The 26,066-nt window shown below is 61.4% G+C and carries 24 protein-coding genes and 1 tRNA gene; 12 read left to right on the forward strand and 13 right to left on the reverse strand.

From position 1 onward, the window contains the following. Positions 1-31 precede the first annotated feature (31 nt). Positions 32-1,129: a redox-regulated ATPase YchF gene (ychF, locus tag HNS34_RS13495; protein WP_172320596.1), complete on the forward strand. Its 1,098-nt coding sequence runs from the start codon at positions 32-34 to the stop codon at positions 1,127-1,129. On the opposite strand, the gene HNS34_RS13500 is transcribed toward ychF, so the two are convergent. The 3 genes from HNS34_RS13500 to HNS34_RS13510 form a co-directional block, all read right to left on the reverse strand. Beyond that, positions 1,119-2,738 (reverse strand): saccharopine dehydrogenase family protein, encoded by a 1,620-nt coding sequence (locus tag HNS34_RS13500; protein ID WP_172320597.1) that lies wholly within the window; start codon positions 2,736-2,738, stop codon positions 1,119-1,121. The two genes, ychF and HNS34_RS13500, sit on opposite strands and share 11 nt — an antisense overlap. Continuing rightward, positions 2,735-3,184, reverse strand: coding sequence for a thiol-disulfide oxidoreductase DCC family protein (locus HNS34_RS13505; protein ID WP_172320598.1), 450 nt, complete (start codon positions 3,182-3,184; stop codon positions 2,735-2,737). The genes HNS34_RS13500 and HNS34_RS13505 overlap by 4 nt, the downstream gene beginning before the upstream one ends. Positions 3,185-3,256: 72 nt before the next feature. After that, positions 3,257-4,459, reverse strand: coding sequence for a methionine gamma-lyase (locus HNS34_RS13510; protein ID WP_172320599.1), 1,203 nt, complete (start codon positions 4,457-4,459; stop codon positions 3,257-3,259). A gap of 126 nt (positions 4,460-4,585) precedes the next feature. On the opposite strand from HNS34_RS13510, the gene HNS34_RS13515 reads away from it, so the two are divergent. Further along, a complete protein-coding gene (locus HNS34_RS13515) occupies positions 4,586-5,044 on the forward strand; it encodes an Lrp/AsnC family transcriptional regulator (protein ID WP_172320600.1) in 459 nt (152 codons plus the stop codon). A gap of 89 nt (positions 5,045-5,133) precedes the next feature. Here the strand turns inward: HNS34_RS13515 and HNS34_RS13520 are convergent, their stop codons facing one another. After that, positions 5,134-6,129: an NADP-dependent oxidoreductase gene (locus HNS34_RS13520; RefSeq protein ID WP_235952725.1), complete on the reverse strand. Its 996-nt coding sequence runs from the start codon at positions 6,127-6,129 to the stop codon at positions 5,134-5,136. 186 nt (positions 6,130-6,315) lie between these two features. Between HNS34_RS13520 and HNS34_RS13525 the strand changes: the two genes are divergently transcribed. Both HNS34_RS13525 and HNS34_RS13530 read left to right on the forward strand, forming a co-directional pair. Continuing rightward, positions 6,316-7,041, forward strand: a complete 726-nt coding sequence (locus HNS34_RS13525) for a cytochrome c oxidase assembly protein (RefSeq protein WP_235952726.1) — start codon at positions 6,316-6,318, stop codon at positions 7,039-7,041. After that, positions 7,038-7,550 (forward strand): CopD family protein, encoded by a 513-nt coding sequence (locus tag HNS34_RS13530; RefSeq protein WP_172320603.1) that lies wholly within the window; start codon positions 7,038-7,040, stop codon positions 7,548-7,550. Before HNS34_RS13525 ends, HNS34_RS13530 begins: the two co-directional genes overlap by 4 nt. Here the strand turns inward: HNS34_RS13530 and HNS34_RS13535 are convergent. Next, positions 7,520-8,035 carry a DUF2231 domain-containing protein gene (locus HNS34_RS13535; protein WP_328700538.1) on the reverse strand — a complete coding sequence of 172 codons (516 nt, stop codon included), beginning with the start codon at positions 8,033-8,035 and terminating at the stop codon, positions 7,520-7,522. The genes HNS34_RS13530 and HNS34_RS13535 overlap by 31 nt on opposite strands. A gap of 45 nt (positions 8,036-8,080) precedes the next feature. Here HNS34_RS13535 and HNS34_RS13540 point away from each other — a divergent pair, with 45 nt between their 5' ends. The 4 genes from HNS34_RS13540 to HNS34_RS13555 all read left to right on the forward strand — a co-directional run bounded on the left by HNS34_RS13540 (position 8,081) and on the right by HNS34_RS13555 (position 11,846). Then, the gene (locus tag HNS34_RS13540) at positions 8,081-8,722 is read left to right on the forward strand and encodes a cytochrome c oxidase subunit II (protein ID WP_235952727.1); all 642 of its coding nucleotides are present in this window, start codon (positions 8,081-8,083) and stop codon (positions 8,720-8,722) included. After that, the gene (ctaD, locus tag HNS34_RS13545; protein ID WP_172320605.1) at positions 8,719-11,202 is read left to right on the forward strand and encodes a cytochrome c oxidase subunit I; all 2,484 of its coding nucleotides are present in this window, start codon (positions 8,719-8,721) and stop codon (positions 11,200-11,202) included. The genes HNS34_RS13540 and ctaD overlap by 4 nt, the downstream gene beginning before the upstream one ends. Beyond that, positions 11,199-11,528, forward strand: coding sequence for a hypothetical protein (locus HNS34_RS13550; RefSeq protein WP_172320606.1), 330 nt, complete (start codon positions 11,199-11,201; stop codon positions 11,526-11,528). Before ctaD ends, HNS34_RS13550 begins: the two co-directional genes overlap by 4 nt. 228 nt (positions 11,529-11,756) lie before the next feature. Further along, positions 11,757-11,846 (forward strand) — tRNA-Ser (locus tag HNS34_RS13555). Between the two features lie 308 nt (positions 11,847-12,154). Here the strand turns inward: HNS34_RS13555 and HNS34_RS13560 are convergent. The 8 genes from HNS34_RS13560 to HNS34_RS13595 form a co-directional block, all read right to left on the reverse strand. After that, complete coding sequence (locus HNS34_RS13560) at positions 12,155-15,256, reverse strand: type I restriction endonuclease subunit R (RefSeq protein ID WP_172320607.1); 3,102 nt, start codon at positions 15,254-15,256, stop codon at positions 12,155-12,157. Continuing rightward, positions 15,249-16,409 carry an ATP-binding protein gene (locus HNS34_RS13565; protein WP_172320608.1) on the reverse strand — a complete coding sequence of 387 codons (1,161 nt, stop codon included), beginning with the start codon at positions 16,407-16,409 and terminating at the stop codon, positions 15,249-15,251. The genes HNS34_RS13560 and HNS34_RS13565 overlap by 8 nt, the downstream gene beginning before the upstream one ends. Next, entirely contained in the window at positions 16,410-17,660 is a 1,251-nt protein-coding gene (locus HNS34_RS13570; RefSeq protein ID WP_172320609.1) for a restriction endonuclease subunit S, read from the reverse strand. After that, a complete protein-coding gene (locus HNS34_RS13575) occupies positions 17,657-19,204 on the reverse strand; it encodes a type I restriction-modification system subunit M (protein ID WP_172320610.1) in 1,548 nt (515 codons plus the stop codon). The genes HNS34_RS13570 and HNS34_RS13575 overlap by 4 nt, the downstream gene beginning before the upstream one ends. After that, positions 19,201-19,392: a helix-turn-helix domain-containing protein gene (locus HNS34_RS13580; RefSeq protein WP_172320611.1), complete on the reverse strand. Its 192-nt coding sequence runs from the start codon at positions 19,390-19,392 to the stop codon at positions 19,201-19,203. The genes HNS34_RS13575 and HNS34_RS13580 overlap by 4 nt, the downstream gene beginning before the upstream one ends. Positions 19,393-19,736: 344 nt before the next feature. Next, positions 19,737-20,156, reverse strand: coding sequence for a hypothetical protein (locus tag HNS34_RS13585; RefSeq protein WP_172320612.1), 420 nt, complete (start codon positions 20,154-20,156; stop codon positions 19,737-19,739). Next, positions 20,153-21,478 (reverse strand): recombinase family protein, encoded by a 1,326-nt coding sequence (locus tag HNS34_RS13590; RefSeq protein WP_172320613.1) that lies wholly within the window; start codon positions 21,476-21,478, stop codon positions 20,153-20,155. The genes HNS34_RS13585 and HNS34_RS13590 overlap by 4 nt, the downstream gene beginning before the upstream one ends. Beyond that, complete coding sequence (locus tag HNS34_RS13595) at positions 21,475-21,930, reverse strand: DUF2924 domain-containing protein (RefSeq protein ID WP_172320614.1); 456 nt, start codon at positions 21,928-21,930, stop codon at positions 21,475-21,477. The genes HNS34_RS13590 and HNS34_RS13595 overlap by 4 nt, the downstream gene beginning before the upstream one ends. 497 nt (positions 21,931-22,427) lie before the next feature. Here HNS34_RS13595 and HNS34_RS13600 point away from each other — a divergent pair, with 497 nt between their 5' ends. The 4 genes from HNS34_RS13600 to HNS34_RS13615 all read left to right on the forward strand — a co-directional run bounded on the left by HNS34_RS13600 (position 22,428) and on the right by HNS34_RS13615 (position 25,985). Beyond that, positions 22,428-23,216 carry a hypothetical protein gene (locus tag HNS34_RS13600; protein WP_172320615.1) on the forward strand — a complete coding sequence of 263 codons (789 nt, stop codon included), beginning with the start codon at positions 22,428-22,430 and terminating at the stop codon, positions 23,214-23,216. Continuing rightward, complete coding sequence (locus tag HNS34_RS21020) at positions 23,213-25,075, forward strand: 7-cyano-7-deazaguanine synthase (protein WP_172320616.1); 1,863 nt, start codon at positions 23,213-23,215, stop codon at positions 25,073-25,075. The genes HNS34_RS13600 and HNS34_RS21020 overlap by 4 nt, the downstream gene beginning before the upstream one ends. 204 nt (positions 25,076-25,279) lie before the next feature. Beyond that, positions 25,280-25,489 carry a helix-turn-helix transcriptional regulator gene (locus tag HNS34_RS13610; RefSeq protein ID WP_149139787.1) on the forward strand — a complete coding sequence of 70 codons (210 nt, stop codon included), beginning with the start codon at positions 25,280-25,282 and terminating at the stop codon, positions 25,487-25,489. 10 nt (positions 25,490-25,499) lie between these two features. Beyond that, complete coding sequence (locus HNS34_RS13615; RefSeq protein WP_172320617.1) at positions 25,500-25,985, forward strand: hypothetical protein; 486 nt, start codon at positions 25,500-25,502, stop codon at positions 25,983-25,985. Positions 25,986-26,066 lie beyond the last annotated feature (81 nt).

Genomic DNA, 26,066 nt, shown 5'->3' on the forward strand with positions numbered 1-26,066 from the left:
GCGCGCAGGATCAGCCAGGCGGAGAGGGATCATGGGTTTCAGGATGGGAATTGTGGGTCTGCCCAATGTCGGCAAATCGACCCTTTTCAACGCGCTCACACGCACCGCCGCCGCGCAGGCCGCAAACTTTCCCTTCTGCACGATCGAGCCCAATGTGGGCGATGTCGCCGTTCCCGATGCGCGGCTGGACCGCCTCGCCGCCATTGCCGGATCGAAACAGATCATCCCCACCCGCATGACCTTCGTCGACATCGCGGGCCTGGTGAAAGGCGCCTCGCGCGGCGAAGGGCTCGGCAACCAGTTCCTCGCCAATATCCGCGAGACCGACGCCATCGCCCATGTGCTGCGCTGCTTCGAGGATGGCGATGTCACCCATGTCGAGGACCGCATCGACCCCGTCGCGGATGCCGAAACCATCGAGACCGAGCTGATGCTGGCCGATATGGACTCGATCGAGAAACGCCTGCAGACCATCACCCGCAAGCTGCGCGGCGGCGACAAGGAGGCGGTGCAGCAGGAACGCCTGCTCAAGGCGGCGCTGGCGATGCTGGAAGACGGCAAGCCCGCCCGCATGGTCGAGGTCGCCCCCGATGACGCCAAGGCCTGGAAGATGCTGCAACTTCTGACCACCAAGCCCATCCTCTATGTCTGCAATGTCGAGGAGGCATCCGCGGCCAGCGGCAACGCCTTCTCCGCCAGGGTCGCCGACATGGCCGAGGCCCAGGGCGCCGCCCATGTCGTGATCTCCGCCCAGATCGAGGAGGAGATCAGCCAGCTCGACGCCGAGGAGGCCGCCATGTTCCTCGACGAAATGGGGCTGGAGGAGGCGGGCCTCGATCGCCTCATCCGCGCCGGATACGAGTTGCTGCACCTTGAGACCTATTTCACCGTCGGCCCCAAGGAGGCGCGCGCCTGGACCATCCGCACCGGCACCACCGCGCCCAAGGCCGCAGGCATCATCCACGGCGATTTCGAACGCGGCTTCATCCGCGCCGAGACGATTTCCTATGACGATTACATCGCCCATGACGGCGAACAGGGGTCAAAAGACGCGGGCAAGATGCGCGCCGAGGGCAAAGCTTACGTCGTCAAGGATGGCGACGTGCTGCACTTCCTGTTCAACACCTGACGGGCGGCGCGGCGGGATCGCCAGGTGTCGCCGCCACCAGCCAGCCCCGGTAGCGCACGATCAGCGCCCCGGTGATCGGCGCGCGCAGGCTGACGTCGAAATGGAACCGGCCGTCCTGCACATGCTCCCGCGCCTCCGAGACCGGCAGCAACCAGCGCGGCATCGGGATCGGCCCGACGCGGCCCGACCTTACCGGATAGAGCAGTTCCTCCCCCGCGACCCTCAGCCCCAGGAGGAAGGTGAACGGTCCGAAGCGTTCCGTCATCCCGGCGCGTGTCGGGGTCAGATGCGACCGGAACCGCCGCGTGCCGAACCGCCTCTCCCAGGTCTCGCCGCGCCGCGTCACGGTCTTCGTGACCTCCACCTCCAGATCCGGGCTGGCGGGCGGAAACCGGACCAGCGCGGCCAGCAGCCGGGGCCAGAGCCCCGCCCCGCGCATCACCTCGCTCCGCCCCTGCCAGCGGCTCTTGTCCGCCGTCACGTGGGTCTGCCGGATCGGCGCGGGCAGGGCCGCGAAGCTCTCGCCGAGGACGGCCTCGAAGATGGGCATGAAAGGCACGGTATCGCGCTCCGTCCGCACCTGAAGGTCGCGCATCGCGGCCTCGGCCTCGGATAGGTTGACCACCCCAAGCGCGGGCCGCGCGCCCGCGGGCAAGGCGTCCCGGCGCAGGAGGGCGCGCGCGGCAATCGCCGGGATGAACGGCCCGTCGCCATCCTCGGCCAGCAACCGCCACCTGCGCCGCTCGCGCCCCGTGATCACGGTCACCGACATCGCGCCGCGACCGCTGCCGAATGGGGCCAGCAGGTCGGCCAACCCCTTGAACACCGCCAGCACCGGCCCGGAGATCGGCACCGGCATCACCCGGCGCAGCATGGCGAAGGCGGCCAGCCCGTAGCGCATCACGGCCAGTTCCAACCCGGCCCGGAACACCACCGTCCCGGCCCCGAAATGCGCCGGGAAAAGGCGCAGGTCCGGCACCTCGATCATCCATCCCTGCCGCCTTGTGCCACCCGGCAGAGTGTAGCGCGCCGGGCTGGACCATCCCGGCACCTCCTCCCACGTCCCGCCGCGCCAGACCGCCATTGGCCGCCCGGCCTGTGACAGGATCGAGCGCATCACCGACCGCCCGCGCGGGCTGCGGTTTCCGGGCAGGATCGCGGTGTCGATCACCCGTGGCCGCTCCTCGCCCGCCAGCGCCGTGACCGCCGCCGAGGACAGCGCCGGAACCGACGAGAGGCCCGAGATCACGCAGACCCCGGCGGCCCGCGCCGCCCCGTCCAGCGCGGTAATCCCGGTGCAGAAATCGGCGTCGTCGCAGAGGTCGAGGTAATGCGCCCCCGCCGCGATCGCCGCGCGCGGCAGGCGGTAGGGATCGCCGCCATAGGCGTGAAACGGCCCCGCGGCGTCGATCACGACCTCAAAGCCCGCCAGCCCGTCCAGCGCCCCCGCCCGGTCCATCCGCAACCCCCCGGCCCCGATCTCGGTGGCCAGGCGCTCGGCGGCCCCAAGGTCGCGCCCCGCGATGGTGACCGCATGGCCATCGCGCACAAGAAGCCGCGCCAGCCGTTCGCCGAAGACGCCATAGCCGCCAAGCAAAAGCACCTTCATCGCAGCAACCTCGCCTGGAAATCCGGGTCCGGCAGGGCGCAGAGATCGGCCCGCCCGAACAGCCGGTAGCGGTTGCGCGCAAGTGCCCGGTAAAACCAATCCCTCACCGGACGCGGCAGCACGCGCAGCCCCCCGGCGATCCGGCCCCATCCGCCAAAGCACCGCCCCGCTTTCATGATTGCATCGCTGTCGGCATACGCCACGCCATCCACGAGGAACAGCCAGCTTTCAGGATCCTCCGCCTCCAGCCCGTAATGCGCCATCAGCGCGGCGCCAAGCGGCGTCTGCATCGGGCAGATGCGCACGCGCCCGGTCTTGTCCAGCCGGTGGATCATCCGCGCGCCCCAGCTGCAAATCGCGCAGCTTGCATCCAACACCGCAACCGGCGCGCTGTCATCGAAGGCGGGCACGTCGGGGTCGTCGCGATAGGAATTGGGCGGGGTCATTGCGGGGCCGACTATCCGCCAGGTCCGTCCCCGCCACAAGCCCGCGCTTCAGCCGGAAACGCCGACGGCTCCCTATTCGGCGGCGATCCGTGCGGCGGTCGGCAGCGCCTGTTCCAGATCGGCCAGAATATCCTCGACCTCTTCCAGCCCCACCGACAGGCGGATCAGCCCGTCGCCGATGCCATGCACCGCGCGTTCCTCGGGCGTATAGACCGAATGTGTCATGGATGCCGGATGCTGGATCAGCGTTTCCGCATCGCCAAGCGACACCGCGCGCTGGATCATCTGCAACCGGTTCATCATGGCGCGGCCCGCCTCAAGCCCGCCCTCCAGTTCAAAGGCGATCATCGCGCCGGGCTGGTCCATCTGGCGGCGTGCCAGCGCGACCTGCTCAAAGCTCTCCAGCCCCGGATAATGCACCTTGGTGACACCCGGCTGCGCCTCCAGCCAATCGGCGACCACCTTGGCCGAGGCGCAATGCCGGTCCAGCCGCAGCGCCAGCGTCTTGAGACCGCGCAGCACCAGCATCGCGTTGAAGGGCGCCATCACCGCGCCCGTCATGTCCTTCATGCCCACCATGCGGATCTCGGTGATCTCTTCGGCGCGGCCCACCACGATTCCGGCCACGACATCGCCATGCCCGCCCAGGTACTTGGTCGCGGAATGTACCACGAGGTCGGCCCCAAGCGCGATGGGCCGGGTCAGGTAGGGCGTGGCATAGGTGTTGTCGACCACGACCGTCGCCCCCGCCTCATGCGCGATCTCCGCGACCGCGCGAATATCGACCAGCCGCATGTTGGGGTTCGCGGGCGTCTCGAAATAGACCACGCGGGTCTTTTCGCCGATCGCGGCGCGCAGGGTCTCCGGCTCGGTCAGGTCGATATGCGTGACGGTGACGCCCCATTTCTCCAGCCCGTGATGCAGGTAGGTGAAGGTGCAGCCGTAAAGCGTCTTGTCGATGATGATCTCGTCGCCCGGTTTCAGCAGCGTCCACAGCGTCGAGGTGATCGCCCCCATCCCCGAGGACAGCGCGAGGCCCGCCTCGGCCCCCTCCAATGTCGCCATGCGGTTCTCCAGCAGGTCGCAGGTCGGGTTCGAGATGCGCGAATAGAAATGGCCCTGACGCTCGCCCGCGAAAATCTCGCCGCCCGCCTCGGCGGTGTCGAAAGTGAAGGTCGAGGTCAGGTGCAGCGGCGGAACCAGCGCCCCCTCGTTCTGCCGCGGATCATATGCGTGGTGAATTGCGCGCGTGGAAAAACCTTTGCCGACAGCCATGACAGCCTCCTGATGTGCGATTTGCGGCAGGATGGCATGGGGGCAGGGGCATGTGCTTGCTATCTATGCCACTTTGGCGATAGATATTGGCATTAAATGCCGGTACTGGCCGATATTGGGGGCAGAATGGATAGCAAGGATCGCCAGATCCTCCGCGCCTTGCAGCAAGATGGCCGGATGGCCAACCTGGAGCTGGCCGAGCGGGTCAGCCTCTCGCCCTCGCCCTGCCTGCGCCGGTTGCGAAACCTTGAGGCATCGGGGGCCATTCGCGGCTTTCACGCCGATGTCGACCGCGCCGCCTACGGCCTGCCGATCCTGGCCTTCGTCCAGATCAGGCTGGAGCGTCACAGCGATGAGATCGTGCGCCAGTTCGAGGCCCGGATCTCGACCCTCGCCGAGGTTCTGGAATGCTACATGCTGACCGGCGGGACGGATTATTTCCTCAAGGTCGTGGTCTCGGGTCTGGATGCCTACGAGGATTTCATCCGCCACCGCATCCACACCATCGGCGGCATCGGATCCATCGACACCAGCTTCGTCTACGGCACGGTCAAGCGCTCGGGCGTGTTCCCCCGGATCGACTGAGGCGGCGGGACGATCCGCACCGGGGGGTGTACGGGGGGTGCATCGGGGGGTGTACGGGGGGCACCCCCCTCATTTCGGGCATTTCTGGGTCAGACGCGGACGATCAGTTTGCCGGTGTTTTCGCCCCGGTAGAGCATCCCGATCGCATCCATCGCGGCCTCGGGCCCGTCCAGAAAATGCTCGCGCACGGTCAGTTCTCCCTCGCGCAACCACCCCGCCAGCGCGGCCAGCGCCTCCTCGGTCCGGTCGGCGTAATCGAAGGCGAGGAAGCCCTGCATCCGCGCCCGCGCGACCAGCAGCTGCCGATGCACGCGCGGCCCCATTGGTGTGGGATTCCAATCGGTTACGGCAGCCGTCCCGCAAATCGTGATGCGCGCGCCGAGGGCCAGATGTTCCATCACCGCATCCGAGATCGGCCCGCAGGTATTGTCGAAATAGCAGTCCACGCCATCCGGGCAGGCTTCCGCCAGCGCGCCACCAACGTCTTGGGACTTATAGTCAATCGCCGCGCCATATCCGAAGTCTTCGATGCAGGCCCGCCTCTTCTCAGCCCCGCCCGCGATTCCGACCGTCCGGCACCCCATGATCTTCGCAATCTGCCCCACAGCCGACCCCACAGCCCCCGCCCCAGTCGACACAACGACGGTATCCCCCGCCTTCGCCGCACAGCTCTCGCGCAATCCGAAATAGGCGGTCACGCCGTTCAGCCCCATGATTCCAAGGGCATAGCTGCGCGGCAGATCGGTCTCTGTCACCTTGCGGCTGATCTCGCGGCCATCGCTGATCTTGTGCGTCTGCCAGCCGAAAAGGCCGTGAATCACGTCGCCCTCGGCGTAATCCGGATGCCGGCTTTCGAGCACCTCGCCAACGCCAAAACTGCGCATTGGATCGCCAAGCGCCACCGGCGGCGAGTAATTCGGCACATCGTTCGCCCATCCCCGCATCGCCGGATCGACCGACCAATGCGTGACCCGGATCAGCACTTCACCCTCACCCGGTTCGCCCACGGGCACCTCGCGCCGCTCGAAATGCTCAGGCCCCGGAACCCCCACGGGCCGATTGGCAAGAATGATCTGCGTGTTCATCATGGCGGACCCTTTCGCTTTGCTGACGCGCCGCAGACTGCGCCAGGGCCGCATCCGCGACAACACGAAATGCCGCCCCGCATGATCTTTTCCGGGGCAGGCAACTGCTGCGAACAGCATCAAGGGGAACAAGAGACCCCTACCGAACGTTGGCCGTGCGGAGATGGGAAAAGGACCAGAAAGCCCTTGCTGAACGACGCATGGATCGGAACCTATTGCGGACCGGCACCCGGTCCGGGCGACCTCTGGTTGCGCTGGAACCTCGATCCGATCTTGCTGGTTGCCCTCTTTCTCCTATCCATCGCCGTCGCGCGCAGTCGAGGCCATGGCGCTAGAGGCGCGCTGTCCATCGCCGTTCTGGCTTTGGCCTTCGTCTCGCCCCTCTGTGCACTCTCCTCGGCGCTGTTCTCGGCCCGGGTGGTGCATCACGTGTTGCTTGTCGCCGTCGCCGCCCCGCTTCTGGCTGAGGTCTGGCCCGCCCGCCGGGTTCGCAGTGCGGTGCCAGCCTTCATCGTTTCGACAGCCGTTCTCTGGGCGTGGCATGCCCCGCTGGCCTATGACCTCGCGCTTGGCCATGTCGGCGTCTACTGGGTCATGCAGGTATCCCTTCTGGCCAGCGCGACCTGGTTCTGGCGCGAGGTGCTCGCCCCGGACCGCTCGCCCATCGAGGCGATCGCGCTGATCGTGGCGGGGTTCGCGCAGATGGGGATGCTTGGCGCGCTCCTGACATTTGCGCCGGACCCGCTTTATGCCGCGCATGCGGTCGCGCCCTTCGCTTGGGGCCTGACCCCGCTGGCCGACCAGCAGCTTGGCGGATTGCTGATGTGGGTGCCGGCCGGTCTGCCCTATGCGGTGGCCGGCGTCGTGGTGGCGCGCCGGAGTTGGGCGACGCTTCGTGCCGGTGCCGCATGATCGACTGGAACACCATCCTGGTCGCGCTCTTCAAGGGCGTGCATATCGCCGCGCTGATGCTCTGGTGCGGAGGATTGCTGGCCTTGCCGCTCATGCTGTCGCGCCACGATCCGGCGGTGACCCCGGACGATTACCGTCGCATCCGCAGCGCCACGCACACGACCTATGCCATCATCGTCACGCCGGCCGCCATCATTGCCGTGGTGGCGGGCACCTGGCTCATCTTCCTGCGGGAGGTCTTCGTGCCCTGGCTCTATGCCAAGCTGCTGTTCGTCGCGGCGCTTTCGGCGGCGCATGTCTGGATCGGCCACCTGGTCGTCCAGGTCGCCGAGAAACCGGGACGGTCCCGCTCGCCCTGGCCCTACCTGCCGGTGACCGCCACGCTGGTTCCGGTCCTCATCATTCTGATCCTGGTGCTGGGAAAGCCCGAACTGGGTGAAATTCCGCTGCCCGACTGGTTGCGTGAACCGCGCGGCGGTCAATTGCCCTTAGACGTGCCGAGCCGATAATCGAAGACGAGTTTGCCGCCATGCCATCCCGTGAATGCCACCATGACCGCACCGAGCCCCGACAGCAGGAGGCCATAGGGCAGCACGGCCTCCTCGTAGCCGTCGAGCCTGTGGCCCCAGTTCGTCCCCAATACCGCCAGCAGGGTGACGGCGATGATCGCATGGGTCCAGGCCGCCGCGCGCGACCGGATTCCGCGGACCAGCAGAAGCTCGGCGGTTCCGGAAAAACCCGCCAGCATCCCGAAGAGAAACCCTGTCCCCGCAGCCCACAGCGCCGCTCGCGCCCAGAAGGGATCGCCGGTCCACCAATAGAGCAGATCGGCCCCCAGAAGGCAGAAGGACAGCGCGATGGGGAAGGCGACGCTCATGGCGTGGATCGGGTGACCACTCAGCGCGATGCGGGTCTCGGTCTCGTCATAGCCGGGTTGGGCTGCGATCGGGTCGTCAAGCCTATCCGGCGTTTCGGGTGCAGTGTCCTTGGTCACGGTCGCGGTCTCCTCCGGGGCATGGCTGCAGGGTCAACGTCCATCTTGCTGATTGGTTGCAGCGGCGACCTCTCAATCGTCGATCCCGCCGGTCCCGCCGCGCGCAGCATCGCAACGCTCTGGTGGGTGATGCTGGCCGGTGCGGTGGCGATCCTTGTGATGGTGACAGGGCTTGTCGTGGCCGCATTCAGGGTGCGACAACCCGTGGCCGGTGACGCCCGACGCGAGAAGATCTGGATCATCGGCCTCGGTCTCGGGTTCTCCATGACGGTCCTTGCGGCGTTGCTGGCCTATGGTCTGGCCGCCGGTGAGCGTCTCATGCCCCGCGCCGCCCCCGACGTGGTGCGCGTCGCCGCAGAGGCCCGCCAGTGGGAGTGGCGTTTCACCTATGACGATCGGCCCGGCCATGTCACCGCCAACCTGCTGCATATCCCCGCCGGTCGTCCCGTCGATGTCGCGATCACCAGCGTGGACGTGGTCCACAGCTTCTGGGTGCCGCGGCTGGCCGGAAAGCTGGACGCCATACCGGGGCATGTCAACGTGCTTAGAATCGAGGCCGACCTGCCCGGCACCTATCGCGGGCTGACCGCTGAATATAATGGCGAAGGCTATCGCGGGCACGTCTTCGCGGTTCAGGCCCATGACGCCGAGGGTTGGGCCGCATTCCTCGAAGGGAGCACGCCATGACCGCCCTGCGCCGCCATCGCAAGCTGAGCGCCATCTGGGCCTCCGAACCCGGCTGGAAGGGCTGGACCAGCAGCGTCAACCACACCGATCTAGGCCGGATGTTCCTGGTCACCGCCTTTTTCTTTTTCCTGGTGGGCGGCCTTCTGGCCATGCTGATCCGCGCGCAACTGGCGACGCCGGACTCGGCCTTCGTCGATGCGGGCGCCTTCAGCCAGTTCTTCACCATGCACGGAACGATCATGATGTTCCTCTTCGCCATCCCCACCTTCGAGGGGCTGGCGATCTACCTGCTGCCGAAGATGTTGGGCACGCGCGACCTGGCTTTTCCGCGCCTCACCGCCTACGGCTACTGGTGCTACGTATTCGGCGGATTGATGCTGCTGGTGGCGCTGGTCTTCGGCATCGCGCCGAATGGCGGCTGGTTCATGTATCCGCCGCTGACCGGGCCGCTGTATTCGCCGGGGATCAACACCGATTTCTGGCTGATCGGGATCACCTTCGTGGAAATCTCGGCGATCTGCGCCGCCGTCGAGTTCACCGTCTCGATCCTGAAATACCGCGCGCCGGGGATGTCGCTGGACAAGATGCCGATCTTTGCCTGGTATGCCCTCGTCACCTCGCTGATGATCCTGACGGGGTTTCCGCCGCTCATCCTCGGCTCGATCCTGCTGGAGGTCGAGCGCGCCTTCGGCCTGCCGTTCTTCCAGGCCGATCTGGGGGGCGACAGCCTGCTGTGGCAGCACCTCTTCTGGCTGTTCGGGCATCCGGAGGTCTATATCATCTTCCTGCCCGCCGCCGGTGTGATCTCGACCATCCTTCCGGTGATGGCACGCACCACCCTGTTGGGCTATGGCTGGATCGTGGCCTCGGCGGTGGCACTGGCCTTCCTGAGTTTCGGGCTCTGGGTGCATCACATGTTCACCACCGGCATCCCCCAGATGGGGCTGGCCTTCTTCTCGGCGGCGTCGACGCTGGTGGCGGTGCCGACGGGGGTGCAGGTCTTCGCCTGGATCGGGACGCTGTGGAAGGGGCGGCCCGAATTGCACCTGCCGATGCTGCATATCCTGGGCTTCTTCGTCACCTTCGTCATCGGCGGGCTGACCGGCGTGATGGTGGCCGTCGTGCCCTTCGACTGGCAGGCGCATGACACCGCCTTCATCACCGCGCATCTGCATTACGTGCTGTTCGGCGGCTTCGTCTTTCCGATCCTCGCCGGGATCTACTACTGGCTGCCGCTGGTCACCGGGCGCAGGCGGTTCTTCCGTTTGGGCGAGATGGCCTTTGCGCTGATCTTCCTGGGCTTTCACGGCACCTTCCTTGCCATGCACTGGGTCGGGCTTCTGGGTCAACGCCGCCGGATCGAGACCTATGACGCCGACACCGGATGGGGCGCGATCAACTTTGTCTCGTCCCTCAGCAGTTTCGTCATGGCGATCGGGCTGGCGATGGTGCTGATCGACGTGGCGATACACGCCCTCATCGCGGTGCGCGGCAGGCGCAATCCCTGGGGGGCGGGCTCGCTGGAATGGGCCAGCATGTCGCCGCCACCCGCCTACAACTTCGCCAGCCTGCCCGAGGTGACCTCGCGCGAGCCACTTCACGGCGATCCCGGCTTGCCAAACCGGCTGGCCCGTGGCGAGGGCTACCTGGGCACCCCCAGGGACGGGCGGCGCGAGACGATGACCGTCGATATCGCCAGCGGCAGGCCGGAGGGTATCGTGATCTATCCGGGCAACACGCGTCTGCCGATCATGATGGCGGCGGTGACCGGGCTCTTCTTCCTGTCGATCCTGCTGAAACTGTTCTGGCTTACGCCCTTCGCCCTGGCAGGCATCGCGGCCCTGGCGCTGGTCTGGGTCTGGCAGTTGGGCGACCGCGCCGATCAAGGACTGCAGGACGCGGGCCGTGGCGCTGTGTTGCCGCTGGTGGGCGAAACCGACCGCGCGCCGGGCTGGTGGGGGTCGGTCTTCCTGCTGGTCGCGAACGCGACCTTCTTTGGCTCGCTTCTCTTCGGTTACGCGTTCCTGTGGACGGTCGCCCCTGGTTGGCCGCCGCCTGAGTGGCTGCCGCCGTCAATGGCCGAACTGGGGATCGGTGCCGGGTCGGCGATCGGGGCGGCCCTGGCCATGCGCCTGGCCATTTTGCGCAACAGGCGGTCCGAGACCCCGGTGCCATTCCTCGCGCTGGCGCTGGCGGCGACGCTGGCAACGGCCCTGACCTTCGGGATGCTCATCCTCCGGCTGCCGCCACCGGATGGCCATGCCTATGCGGCAACCCTGCTGATCCTCGGCGCCTATGTGATGCTCCACGCCTTGCTGGCCGGGTTGATGCAGGCGTTCCTCATCGTGCGGGCCCGGCGCGGCTTCATCTCGCCCCGGCGCAGGGCCGAATTGCCCATCGTCCTGCTCTGGTCCGACTACGTCGCGGCGGTCGCGGCACTGAGCCTCCTCGCCGCCCACCTCCCAGGTTTCCTGGTATGAGGGACGTCTTGCGCATCTTGCTGCCCCCGCTGATCTGGCTGGCCAGCTTCGTTGCGATCTACGGGCTGCACGGGGTCGGCTGCGTGCTGCTTTGGCCAGAGGTTGCGATGCCCGTGATGTCCCTCTTCCGATGGCTGCTGTTCCTGGCCTGGCTTGCGGCTGTTCTGGCGCAGGTCGGTCTGCTCTTGGCTCTGCGCTCCGAGCGTTTCCGTTCGGACTCTCCCTTCATCCGATGGACCAGTACCGCCATGTCCTGGGTGGGACTCATCGCAACGCTCTGGACGCTATATCCCGTCGCCGTGCTTTCACCGTGTGCAGTGGGCTGACCAAGTCCCGCAGCCGCGCGGCGCCGGAACGCAAGTGTTGCCCCGGGGCATTGCCCAATGCACGTCACGCGATTGCCCGCTGATCCGGGAGCGCAGAATGATCGGATCTTGTCCAAACCCGGAGCGTTACAGCATAACCTGTGCCGGTTCCCCGGCGTGTCGGGCTTTTTCGGTAGAAGGCTAGAATCGCCTTGTAATCCCCATCTTCGCTTGGCTATACGCGTCGGCGGAGACGTGGCCGAGTGGTCGAAGGCGCTCCCCTGCTAAGGGAGTAGGCGGGAAACCGTCTCGAGGGTTCGAATCCCTTCGTCTCCGCCACTTGCCTTTGAGAACTGTTTCTCCACGCCCTGCGTCGGCGGGATTTTTCCGTTGTTTTCGAGGGTTATGCAGGAGGGGCTGAGCACCGACCCCGCCGCCATGTGGCCCGAAAACGGTCTCTCGGGGCCGATATTCTCCAGAGCTGTTGACTGCGTTCATTAGGTGCAGTTCTACAAAGTTCTGAAAATGCTACTCTTTTTAGGTCGCTAGAACTGTACCTTTGCGGCGGACGATCGGCATGCGGGCGCGACGCGGATCGAAAACCATAGCTGTTATGCAGTGGTTCGCGGCCATCATCATGATCACGCCTAAATTCTTCCGCCAACGCCCTTGAACTTTTCAACGAACGCAGAGATGCGTTGGAAGACATCTCTTTTTTTGGTCAGGTATTGTGGATTGAGCGGGCTCATTTTTGGAAGGATTGAGTTCAACTCCGTGCCGTTTTCGCTCGCATACTCGCGCTTAATCGACGTCGCGATGTATCGCTTAGCGGCATCCGCGTTCAGCTTTTCATCGGTTATCAGTTCTTCCGCTTCCCGGCGTTGTTCGGCTTGTGCAAAGGCAAAAAATGCCTCAATCACCCCGGCCTTGTCCCCCAGTTCGTCAAGGTTTGTCTGATTGATGAAATCGACGATGAGGCTTTCTTTCGCGCGGTTGCCAATACTGGCGCGGATGACACGGCGAACTTCGCCAACGAGCTCTGACTTGCTCTTCGTTTTTTTGTTGTGCTCGAAGATTAGCTCAAGGATGTAATCCAGATTGATTTCCTGGGACTTCAAGAGGTCGACCTCAAAGACGACATCATCCCAGTCGATCGTTGACTCAGCCTGCTCGGCGCTCGCGTTTTCACGGCGAAGCCAATCCCGGATGTCATTGTAGGTCGAACGGTAGTCCTGGACCTTTCGGTCAGCAGGCATCTCGATGCTCTTGAGCCCGTCAACGTCATCATCACTCAAATGATGCCGCTCCTTGAACGCTCTCACCGCTTCGGCGTCACTCTCGTCAATCTCCTGAAGCTCTCTTAGGCTGGAGAACTCATCATAATTCTGAAGGATATTCTCAACGCGGAGATACTCGCCGAACAGCTTCGCAAAGGCCTTCTTGTCCGCTTCCTTTTCGATGGCGGCGGGGTTCGGGAAACGCTCTTCCAGCTCACGGACGACATCGACAAAGCCTCGCCGCGCCTCGCCCGTCGTCTGGTCCGTAAAACCTTCCATGTATTCTGAGTAACTCTTCTCCAGAACGACGTTCTTGGTATTGGCGTTGCCGAAGAGTGTGATCGCCTTGACGGTCGCCTCTTCCAGGTCGCGGAAGGTAACGATGTTGCCGAAAGACTTGGTCGCATCATAAATGCGGTTGGTGCGGGAGTAGGCTTGTATAAGGCCGTGAAAACGCAGGTTCTTGTCCACGAACAGCGTGTTCAGGGTTGGCGCGTCAAAGCCGGTCAGGAACATGCCAACCACAATGAGCAAGTCGACTTCCTTGGACTTCACCCGTTTCGCCAGATCCCGGTAATAATTCTGGAAGCCTTTGCTATCGACGCTGAAATTCGTTCGGAAACAGGCGTTGTAGTCCGCGATGGCGGCGTTCAGGAATTCCTTGGCGCTGCTGTTCAGCGCCGAAACCTCAAAACTTTCGTCAGGAATGTCGCCAATCGCATCCTGTTCTTCGTTGGCCGCGAATGAAAAGATGGTCGCGATCTTCAAGGGCTTGTCGCTACCGTCCTGCAGCGTATTCAGCTTTTCATAATAGAGCTTGGCTGCATCAACGCTGCTCACCGCGAACATGGCGTTGAAGCCCTTATTGTCTCCATAGAGACGATGCGTCTTGCGGCGGAAGTTATCGAGAATGTACCGGGAAATCTCGGCGATTCGTTCGGGGTGCTGAAGAGCTTGCCGGTTTTCGGCGGCGGTCAGCTTCTTTTCGTCCTGTTCGGTTTCGATCGCTTTGAACTGCGGGCGCACATCGTTGTAATCAACCTTGTACTTCAGCACCTTCTCGTCGCGGATCGCGTCGGTGATCACATAAGAATGAAGTTCGCTTCCGAATACGCTGGCCGTCGTCTCCGCACCCGAAGCGTTTTCCGGGAAGATCGGTGTGCCGGTGAAGCCGAACTGGCAGAACTGCTTGAACTTCCGATTGAGGTTCTTCTGTGCCTCACCAAACTGGCTGCGATGGCACTCGTCGAAAATGAAGACGACGCGCTGGGTGTAGACCGGCAGGTCGCCCTCGCTCTTCATCAAATTGTTGAGCTTCTGGATGGTCGTGACGATGATCTTGTTGTCGTCCTTGGAGAGGTTCCGCTTCAACCCGGCTGTACTGTCCGATCCATTGACGCTGTCTGGCGAGAAGCGCTGATACTCCTTCATCGTTTGGAAATCGAGGTCCTTGCGGTCGACCACGAAAAAGACCTTGTCGATGAAATCGAGTTCAGTGGCGAGGCGGGCCGCCTTGAAGCTGGTCAGCGTCTTGCCTGAGCCCGTAGTGTGCCAGACATATCCGCCGCTTTCCCGCTTTCTAAGCGTCTTGCCTTCGAACGAGCTTTTGATCTTTCGTAAGATTCGTTCCGTCGCCGCGATCTGATAGGGGCGCATCACCAGCAGCGTGTCGCTGACATCAAAGACGGAATAATCGAGCAACACCTTCAACAGTGTGCGCTTCTCGAAGAAGGTCGCCGTAAAATCCTTCAGATCTCGGATCAGGCTGTTATCCGCCTGCGCCCAGTTCATCGTGAAGTCGAAGCTGTTCTTGTCGCGCTTGGTCGTGTTGGCGAAGTAGCGCGTATCCGTGCCGTTCGAGATCACGAAGATCTGGAGGTACTTGAAGAGCGAACTGTCCGAGTTGAAGCTCTCCTTGCTGTATCGGTGGATCTGGTTGAACGCTTCCCGAATGGCGACGCCGCGCTTTTTCAGCTCGACCTGTACCAGGGGCAGCCCGTTCACGAGGATGGTCACATCGTAGCGGTTCGCGTGGGTTCCGGCCTGCTCGAACTGCTTGATCACCTGTAACTTGTTGCGGCAGACGTGACGCTTATCGACGAGATAGATATTCTGAATCCTGCCGTCATCGAAGACGAAATCGAAGATGTAGTCGTCATGGAGCTTGCGGGCTTTTTCCGTCACGCTGTCACTGGGCTTGTCCAAATAGGTTTCGACGAAGCGGGCCCACTCCTTATCGGTAAACTGAACATCGTTGAGCGCTTGCAGCTGAACACGCACATTGGCCAGCATGGCGTCGGTTGATTTCAGGTCAGGCAGATGCTCATAGCCCTGATTGCGCAAGTCCTGAACAAGCTCGCGCTCCAGGTCACCCTCAGACTGATAGCTGTCAGCGGCCTCCCAGGCGCGCACGTACTTGTCCAGAACGATAAAGCGATTGGTCTCGGCGATCGGGGTCGTCTGCTCAGGCATTCGGGGCCTCCTCCTGCCAATAGCTGTAATTGTTGCGCAAATGCTCCAGCAGGAGCTTCACCGTCTGCTTTTCCTGCGGCGACGGCTCGGCAATGGCCTCGTTAGAGAGCGTACTATGGCTCGTAAACTGAATGATGCGGTTCAGGTAAAGTTGCTGGTCGCCCGGAAGCAACTCTGACCATCGCGGATAGCCCAGAAAGTTCGATGTCTTTTCATAGAGATTGCGCAGCAGTGTGAAATGGAAGCGCTCGATCTTGTCCGCCGCGATTGCCTCCTCCAGCGTCCGCTTGAGGTAAAGGTGATAAGAAAAGCTCTGGTTGGAATCGCCATTCTTCGCGTCTAGCTCAAAGGTTCCATCGTCCAGTCTTTTCAGAATGTAGCAGGTTCTTTTCCCCAACTCATTGAACAGCACGTTAAAGAACAGCGGGCTGTGGGTCGTGATGATGAACTTCAGGCCGTTCACGCTTTCACTTCTCTTGATGAGGTCGGCGACATCGACGGCAAGCTGAATGAGATGGTTCTCGTCGAGCGAGCTAACCGGGTCATCGATGAATATGTATTCGAGATCGTTGAACTGATCCGTCTCGCGCTCATCGACTTCCACGACATTACGGGTGCTGATGACCTGATCCAACAGACAATAAAAAACGCTCCAGATGAAGTTGCTTTCTTCACCTTTCGATATCTTGAGACGTTCTGGGTTGGTCGCCGGATCTTGCCCCAGTGTGAAGATCACTTCGGAAAATGCCGGTACGGTAATCTCTTTGTCATCCTTGTCCCTCGTTTTGTATTCCTCATTGAAGCGGGGCGTAAGGTTCGGCTGGGTGTAACGCTGAAACACGGTGATCACATTGAGGTCGAGCCCAAGATCTTCGAAGGCGGACCTGGTGAACGCATTCGGCTGAATGCAGAGCTTCCGCTCGGTATCGCCGGTCAGATCATTGTCCCAGTAAAAGAGGTCTTCGGTGAAGGCGTTATAGTAGAGCACCTTAGGGCGATAATCGTCGTCCCGTTCCTCGGTCTTCGGATCGATTAGCTCTCTGAATGCGCGGGACAGTCGCGTCTTGCCGGAGGCGTTGAACGCATAGATCAGCTGCACCTTCTTGTCGGCGTCCCTCAAGGTCTCGGCGATCTCGGTCAGCGTCTGTCCCATTTACGCCGCCTCTGCATCAGGTTTGGGAAAGTTCAGCAGCTGATCGCGGTAATAGGCATATTGTTTCTCACGCAGCTCGATTTCGCGGGGCAGGCCTTCGCTGATTGAAGTCGCCAGCGTGTCGAACTTGTCGAGGATTTCGACAATGCGCGTCTGTTCCTCGAGAGACTTATCAGGGTCGTCTGGGAAAGGAACGGGCAGCCGCACGTTCTTGACGCCATCAATCAGGAGCCTTTTGATCTTACCGCTCGAAACGTACTTCGCCTTCTGATCATGAAATGCATTTGTTTGCATCGCATATGCGATAAACTTCGGGTTCATGTTGTGGCGGAAAGCATAGCTATCATCGTGGATCGCGACTTTTTCTTCTCCGAGCCAGGCAACCGCTTTGCCGACGTCTTCGATTGTTTCGCTGACGCCCGCGATGACAACATCATTCGGCTCAGCATACCGCAACGACGCTGCCATATCGCTTCTTACCTGTGAAAGCGTTTTGTGCGCGAAAACGCCGTAGTGGGTGTAGATTTCGCCATAGTGGATCGCGCCGATGCCTTCATCCACATAATCGGCTTTCGTAAAGCGCTTCCCACGGATGAACTCACCAATCTCGTCCAAGGGTTTCCATTCTACATCCCCCCCTTCAAAGCTGAGAAGCCGGTCGCGGTAGTGGTTGTACTGTTTTTTGCGGGCGGTAAGCTCGGCGGTAAGCTCGGCGGTAAGCTCGGTGAAGCTGTCGAGTATCCGGACAATCTCCCCCTGTATCGCCAGCGACTTCTCCGGATCATCCGGGCACGGGATGGGGACAATATACTGTAGAATGTGCGGTTTGCTTCCACGAGGCATCTTTGCGCCCTTGGAGTGCTGAATATTGTACTCGAAGAAATCTTCGTCGGTCAGAACCTGAAAAAGATAGCGCGAGTTCAACACAGAGTCTGTTGGGTGGACCACCAGAACGTCCCCATTGGTTCCACCTCTCCGATCTGCGTGCCAGATTTTCCTGAGGTAGGGACGAATGTTACCGATTAGGACGTCGCCCTCCTTAAATTCTGTAAGATTGCCGGACGTAGGAACGTAGTTTGAATCTACCCTCCCAGCCCGGTTTTGAAGAAGGTTGTCCACTCCGACATAGTTTGACTCATTGAGCTGATCGGAACCGATGCGGGTCGTTGAATACCGAGCAATATCCCCCAACGGCACCCACGCCACCACAGCTCCATCCAGCAGCTTCTCCAGAAAACCCGCAGCACTCATGCGTCAATCTCCGCAATGATCGCGTCGATGTCGGTGCGCAGGCGATCGATCTTCTCAACCGTGGTTCGGATCTCGGCATTCAGCTCGTCGATGTTGACAACCACGCGCGTGTCGAGCGGCTCGACGTAGGAACTGACCGAGAGGTTGTAGCCCCGCTCCACGACGGTCTCATAGGGCACCGAAGCCGCGACATGGTCGACGTCCTTCTTGCGATCAAAAATCTCCATCACCCGCCCGATATGAGCGTCCGTCATCAGATTGGTGTTGGTGGCCTTCTTGAAAAACTCCTCTCCCGTGGCGTCGATGAATTGGATGGCGGTGTCGGTCTTGTTCTTGGCGAGGACCAGGATCGTCACCGCGATGGTCGTTCCGTAGAAGAGGTTGGAGGCGAGCGCGATCACCGTCTCGACATAGTTGTTATCGACCAGATATTGCCGGATCTTCTTCTCCGCGCCGTCGCGATAGAAGATCCCCGGGAAGCATACGATCGCCGCGCGGCCCTTGGCTGACAGGTAACTCAGGGCATGGAGCACAAAGGCAAAATCTGCCTTTGATTTGGGTGCCAGCACTCCCGCCGGAGCAAAGCGGTCATCGTTGATCAGGGTCGGATCGTCCGAGCCGATCCACTTCACCGAATAGGGCGGGTTGGAAACGATGGCATCAAAGGGCTTGTCGTCCTGGAAATGCGGATGGGTGAGCGTATCGCCGCGCTGGATATTGAACTTGTCGTAATTGATGTTGTGCAGGAACATGTTCATGCGGGCGAGGTTGTAGGTCGTGTGGTTGATCTCCTGCCCGAAAAAGCCCTCTTCGATGATGTGTGCGTCGAAGTGCTTCTTGGCTTGCAGCAGCAGGGAGCCGGAGCCGCAGGCCGGGTCGTAAATCTTGTTGACCTTGTCCTGCCCATGCATGGCGAGCTGCGCGATGAGCTTGGAGACATGTTGCGGGGTGAAAAATTCTCCGCCGGACTTGCCCGCATTGGCGGCGTAGTTCGAGATCAGAAATTCATAGGCATCGCCGAACAGATCAATCTGGCTGTTGTGGAAGTCTCCAAAATCCAGCTCCGCAACGCGCTTCAACACTTTTGCCAAGCGGCTATTCTTTTCCGTGACGGTGTTGCCTAGGCGCGTGCTGGTCGTGTCGAAGTCGGCGAACAGGCCCTTGATGTCCAGCTCAGAGGGGTAGCCATTGGCGGAGGATTCGATCGCCGCAAAAACCTGAGCGAGATCGGTGTTGAGGCTGTCATTGGTGTTAGCGTTCTTCGCGACATTGGCGAACAGCTGGCTGGGATAGATGAAATAGCCCTTGGTCTTGATGGCGTCGTCCTTGATGTCATCGGTGACGACATCGTCGGGAAGACCAGCGTAGTTGATGCTCTCGTCATCCGCCTCGATGTAAGCAGCGAAATTCTCGCTGATAAAGCGGTAAAAGAGCGTGCCGAGGACATATTGCTTGAAGTCCCAGCCATCGACTGAGCCGCGCACATCGTTCGCGATGTCCCAGATTTTCCGTTGTAGCGCCGCACGTTGTTCCTGGCCGGTCATCTCTCTTTGTCCTTCTTCGGACTGGCTTCACGCTCGATCCAGTCCTCAATATCCACGCGCCGAAACCGCCAAGTGCCGCCAACCTTGAAGCCGGGCAGCTTGCTGTCGGCCGCAAGGCGGTAGGCGGTTTTCTTGTTGATCCTGAGATAGTCGGCGACTTCATCAATGGTCATGATGTCAGCTGCCATGCGAAGCACTTTCCGAAATTCATCCGTTTTGAGATTTCTATGGAAATTTGCGGATTCCTACAAGGCGGGAATTCCAAGCGATTCCAGAGTTCTGATGAGATCGGGCTGGCTTTGGGCGCGTCGCTCCTTGTAGTCGGTTTGTGTCGCTGTCTTCGATGTCCGGGCAACTGAGCCGTGTCACCCTCCAAGCCCTCTAGCTCTGCCCTCGGTCCAGTCCATGCTAGCTGTGCGCGGTTTGACGCTTATCTCCGCACCGCGATTCCGCTCCAACTAGGGTCCACATTGGACACCCGGCGCGTATGCGCAGCAACTCGAAGAATGCCCAGCGTTCCAGAAACTCTTTGTCATCGCTGTGAAAGTCCGCACTCCAGCGCTTCGCGTCCATTGAATTTGGAAACCTGCGCCGTCCACTCGCCGGGAAAGTGCTGCGTTGCGGTCTTCAGGGTCAGGTCTGCGAACTGCGTCCCATCGAGAACCGCCGTGACGATTTCGGGAGCCAGCAGTGTGAGCCGCAGGATCCGGGTCAGGAACGAAGGGGTCATGCCTTCCCGCTCCGCAAGCTCTCTGATCGTGGCGAACTCCCCCGACTCCAGCATCTGCTTCCACCGGAACGCGCGCGCCAGCGCCTTGACGAGGGTGCTGTCTGTCCGGCGCGACTGTATCGCGCCATCCGGCAATTGCATCTCCTTCCGCCCGCCGCGCTTCACGATGCGGAACGGGACGTGGAGCGTCACCGTCTCTGGGATCGGCGTCGCGCGGGTCATGCGGCTTCCCCGATACCGCCGGCCAGCAGCTCGCGCGCGAGGCCGCCAAGGCCATCGATACGGAGCCTAACGGTGAGGCCGTTCGCGCCGATCTCAACGCGCTCGACCAGCAGCTCCACGATACGCGCCTGCTCGGCGGGGAAGAGCTCGTCCCACAGCGGATCAAGCTGCTGCAGGGCCGCGCCGGCGTCGGCCTCGGTGATGTCGTCGGCGTGGCTACGCGCCGCCTTCCACGTCCCCGCCACGATCTCGGGCTGGCGGAATACGGCGCGGAGCTGGTCGATCACGGCCGCCTCGATCTCGCCCGCGGGCACGCGGCCAACCGGGCACGACCCGGCGCCGTGCTTCAGCACGGCCTGACTGACATAATAGCGGTATAATCTCCCGCCCTTGCGGGTGTGCGTCGGCGAAAAAGCCGCGCCATCGGGACCGAAGAGAAGCCCCTTCAACAGCGCGGGCGTGTCAGCCCGCGTCCGCGCGGCGCGCTTGCGGGGGCTCTCCTGCAGGATGGCGTGGACGCGGTCCCACGTCTCGCGATCGATGATGGCGTCATGCTCGCCGGGGTAGCTTTCGCCCTTGTGGACCGCCTCGCCGATATAGGCGCGGTTGTTCAGCATCCGGTAGAGGTATTTCTTGTCGATCCGGTTGCCGCGGGGCGTGCGGATGCCGCGCTTCGCGATCTCTCGCGCCAGTTCCGTGCAGGAGCCGATCTCAAGGAAGCGGGCGAAGATCCAGCGCACATGCGCGGCGCTCTCATCGTCGACCACTAGTTTGCGGTTCTCGACCCGGTAGCCGAAGGGCGGCACCCCGCCCATCCACATGCCCTTCTTCCGGCTGGCGGCGACCTTGTCGCGGATGCGCTCGGCCGTGACCTCGCGCTCGAACTGGGCGAAGGAAAGCAGGATGTTCAGCGTCAGCCGCCCCATGGACGTGGTAGTGTTGAACGACTGCGTCACCGAGACGAAGGTCACACCGTTGCGGTCGAACACCTCGACCAGCTTGGCGAAATCTGCAAGCGAGCGGCTGAGCCGGTCGATCTTGTAGACCACCACCACATCGACCAGCCCGTCCTCGATGTCTGCCATCAACCGTTTCAGGCCCGGGCGTTCCAGCGTGCCGCCCGAGATGCCGCCGTCGTCATACTGATCGCGGACCAGCACCCAGCCCTCGGATCGCTGGCTGGCGATGTACGCCTCACAGGCTTCGCGTTGGGCGTGCAGGCTGTTGAATTCCTGCTCCAGCCCTTCCTCGGAAGATTTCCGGGTGTAGACGGCGCACCGCAGCTTGCGGACGACCTTCGATTTTTCCGGCGGCTTCGTCATGTCCGCCCCCTGTGGTTCTTCAGCCCGAAGAAGGTCCACCCGTTCCATCGAGTGCCGGTGATGGCGCGGGCGATGGCGGACAGAGACTTGTAGGGTCGCCCCTGCCATTCGAAGCCATCGGCGGTGACGGTGACGATCTGCTCGACGCCCTGCCATTCGCGCAGCAGCCGCGTGCCGGTGATCGGGCGGTCGCGATCGGCGCGGATGCTACGCTTCTTGCTGTCGCCGCCATCCAGTTCCTCGCCCAGCCGCTCTAGGCGCCGGATCGTCTCCGGCTTCAGCCCGCCATAGGCCAGTTCCTGGATGCGGTAGGCCAGACGGGACTCGAGGTAGCGGCGGTTGAACGGTGGCGGCTCGCTGTCGAACAGGTCGCGCCACTGTTGCTTAAGGCCGGGCGTCGGCGTGGTCTTGAGCGCGGCCAGGCGCGCGGGGATGGGATCGGGCTTGTTCATGCATTTCTCCGGTGAGTTGGAGTTGCATGACGCCATTGGTCGGGCGGATAGTGTAGGCAACGTTCTCCAGTATCGTCAGATACTTCGCGCCCTTCCCGCCCGAGCAGCCGAACCAGCCCGAGTGTGAGCAGGCCGCACAACTCGGCTCGACGCTCGGCGGCGGTCAACTGGGTGGGTGGCAGTGGGTTGGGGCGTTTCATCCAGTTTTCCGGCAGAGAAAGTTAGATCAGTCAGACGGTATGGGTTCGACCAATAAAAACAAGTTATTTCAACAACTTGACGTGATTCCGCGTAGGACTTCGAAGTCTTTCATATTTTCAAGGCAGCTCGCGTTCCTCTTTCGCGAGCATTTCCAAGCATTAACAATGCCTGAAAGGCGAATCACCGTCGGGATCGGCAGCAGCGTCGGAACTTCACGCCGTCCGCTTGCCGATCCCAAGACTTGATAAGACCGCAAAGGCGAGCGTCGAGCAGCGACATATTTGAAAGCTAATTTAATGGGGCATCAGCGTCTTGGAAAACTACCGGCCTACCGCCTGTTGCCCGAAATCATTCGCTTTTTGGTAGATGGCGGAACTCCAACCGAGTCGATTGTCGAACAAATCACCGAATTTGGCCGCGACGCACTGAAGTTCGCATTAAAGGACGACGTTTTCATCGAAGCTCTTTGGCTGCTAATCCGGCTTCCGCAAGCAATGTCCGCATCGGATCCGAATTCCGCTTTGGCAAGAATCGGCATCGACAGCACCGAACTTACGTCGGTCTCCAGCGCCCTCTTTCAATACGACCGCGCCGTTGAGCGCACGCAGCGGCGTATTCATGATGGCAACACTGACCTTGGAGAAATCGCCCGTCGCGCCGGGCTCTCAACGTTGGCGGAAGGGATGCAGTCGAATCTTCCGTCTCTCTGGAGCCCCAGCTCAGACGACGTGCGGTCTTCCCTTGCCGGGTTGAAGGGCACCGAGAAGTTCGCCTCCATGGCGCAGAATTTCTACGCGAATTTTATCGAGCGCGTGATCCATTACTATGTGGATCGAAACCTCCACAACATGATCGGCCCTGGTCGTATCGCGCGATCGGTCCATGACCTCGAGAATTTCAACGGTGCGATCCGACGGCATTGCAATGAATCGGCGCTTATCATGCGCGCCTTCGCGCGGGACTGGCTAGGAAAGAACCATTATCGGGATGGCAAGGAAATATCGCGCGCAGACACGCGGGCATTTTCTTCCCATGCAGTCGAGAAAATCAGGACCGAGCTCGCAATACGGAAAGGGACGTCGTGAAGCAGCACGTGATCGAATGCGGTTTGACCGCTCCGTCTAGCGAGGAAGCCATGGTCATGAATGTTCATGGCCCGGCCAAGAACGTCAACCTTCGCATCGACTACATCAGCCGGACGATGCTCTCGAACCTGCCAGATCTGTTAATCGATCTGTTGGAGGTCGCAGCATATGTCTACTGCGCCGATCAGCGCCTTGCCCGTGGATCGGATCAGCTGTCGAAATTCGGTGAAAGCTGGCGGCGTAGCATGAGGTTCAAGATCCCGGTGCGGGACCTCTCTGTCTGGCAAGATCCAGATGTCCAGGAGGCGTTGATTGACACACTCGGGTTTCTTTCAGATGACAGCTATTCATTCGAATTCCGGCAGGCGGAGACGCCAGTTCAGCCCAAGGAACTCTATTTCCACGATTTGATCGACCCAGCCGACGAGCACGACGAGGTTGCGCTTTTCTCGGGTGGAGTGGACTCCTTCGCTGGAGCCGTCACGGATCTCGTCGCCAACAATCGGTCGCTTACTCTCGTTGGGCATTATTCATCGACCAAGGTGAGGTCGGTTCAAGAAGGACTGATAGCGGAATTGACGCGCCGGGGATTTGACCGGCGCCTGTCGTACATTCCTGTTTGGGTCAGTAATGAAGGAGTTCGCGCACGCGAGTACACGCAGCGAACCCGGTCCTTCTTGTTCGCATGCTTGGGACTTGTCGTGGCGAGAATGTCAGGCAAGGACAGTTTCAGCTTCTATGAAAACGGCGTGGTCAGCATCAACTTGCCGCTGGCCGGCGATGTTGTCGGGGGGCGTGCCACGCGGACAACGCACCCAAAGGTGCTTCGAGGCCTGGAACAGTTGTTTTCACTGATACTGGACCGCGAGATCCGGATCCAAACACCACTGCAATGGCTGACCAAGAAGGAAGTGACGGCGAAGATCGCTGCGGCCGGGATGGCCGACCTGCTTGATCAGACTGTCAGTTGCACGCGTCCCCGAAAATGGACGGAGAGCCAGAAGCACTGCGGCGTCTGTTCCCAGTGCATCGACAGGCGCTTTGGGATTCTGGCAGCTGGGCTCGGGGACCAGGAGCCATCTGACCGGTACATGCAGGACCTGCTTCTCGATGATCGGAGCAGCGGGGACGACTTGCGCATGGCGCTGGCGTACGTGACGCTGTTCAAGAAGATCGCCGCCACGTCGAAGGAACGGTTTCTGGTGGATTTTCCGGAGATCGTTTCTGCTGTTGGCCATTTCCCCGGATTGACGACCTCCCAGGCAGGGGATCGTCTGTTCGATCTGTTTCAGCGGCACGCAAAATCCGTCGAGGACGTGATCTCGTCGGCTGTCAGAGAGCATGGCGCTGCGCTCTACCGAAATGAGCTGCCGGCGGCATCACTGCTTTCCTCATGCTATAATCGAGGTCACGTCGAAATCACCCCTCCATCGAATTACGACAGCGATGCAAAGGCGTTCATGGACAGGCTTTCCATGCAGACGCTGGAGTTTGCATTCGATGACGAACAGGATCGTGTGCTTTTTCAGGGTGGTCTTGCGCTGGAAGGCGCCAATTTCAAGATCGTTGCTGCGCTGATCGAAGCTTTCAGATCTGCCAAGAAGCGCCAAACGGAGGTGCCGTTTTTGCCAGCGCCGGACCTGGCGGATCAACTCAGCATTTCCGAGCAGTCGATGCGTCAACAACTGAGGCGGCTGCGGGAGGCCATCGAGCCACTGAATGTGACTATGGGGATTCCCATGGATCAGGACACGTTCATACAGACCAGGGAACGCGCCGGATACCGACTCAACCCCCGTTGCCGCGAAATCGCCGTCGCAGATATCCTGGCAGTCGGCCCAACAGCCGGTACCCCCTGAACCGGCGAAGTCACGGACGACGAGGCCTCACGTCACAGTAGCCTTCATCTAGCCCCGATTTTTCGGGGCTTTTTAGTGCGCCAGCGTCACAAGAAAAATCATCCTTGATCATATCCGTCAACAGCTAACCCGTTGAAAATGCTCGTATGTCCAAGTGCTTCGGCGCCGCTGGATGTAACGCAAAGCAATTCAACGGAGGCCAGCATGTCACTCAGGCATCTGAACCAGATCGACCTCGCCGATCGCTGGAACATCTCGCATCGCACCCTCGAGCGGTGGCGCTGGACCGGCGAGGGTCCGCGTTTTGTCAAACTTGGAGGACGGGTCGTCTATCGGCTCGAGGACGTCGAGGCCTTCGAACGTGCGCAGATGCGCGCGAGCACGGCCGACAAGCCCGCCATGAAGTTCGCGTGAGGTGGCGATCATGACCATCCCGAACCGTACCACCCTCGGTGATCTGCGCAGCATGCAGGTGGGCGCAATTGCTGCGCTGCCGAGCGAGGAAATCGCTCGCCTCCGCCTGGAGGCTGAAGAGCAGTTGCGAAATGCCAAGACCCTCTGCGACTGGCTCGATGGGGCCGTCGCTCTGAAATTCGGCGATCGGGCGCAAGACATGCGCCGTGCCGAAGGCAAGAACACCGGCACGATCCGGTTCCACGATGGCACCGTAACAATCGTCGCAGATCTGCCCAAGCGCGTCGATTGGGATCAGGTCCGTCTTGCTGCCATGGTCGAGCGCATCCGTGAAGCCGGCGACGATCCGGCACAATACGTCGATGTCTCCTTCGATGTGTCAGAGCGCAAGTATTCCGCTTGGCCGACCGATATCCGCTCCGTCTTTGAAGACGCGCGCACCGTCCGGACCGGAAAGCAGAAGTTTCGCCTAATTCATGGCGGGGAGGAACACTGATGTCCCTCCCCATCATCAGCGCCGACCAGCGGTTGGCGGAGCCGCGCGGCATCAAGGGCTGCATCTTCGGGAAATCCGGTA

This window comes from Alterinioella nitratireducens (assembly GCF_013155465.1).
Classification (GTDB): domain Bacteria; phylum Pseudomonadota; class Alphaproteobacteria; order Rhodobacterales; family Rhodobacteraceae; genus Alterinioella; species Alterinioella nitratireducens.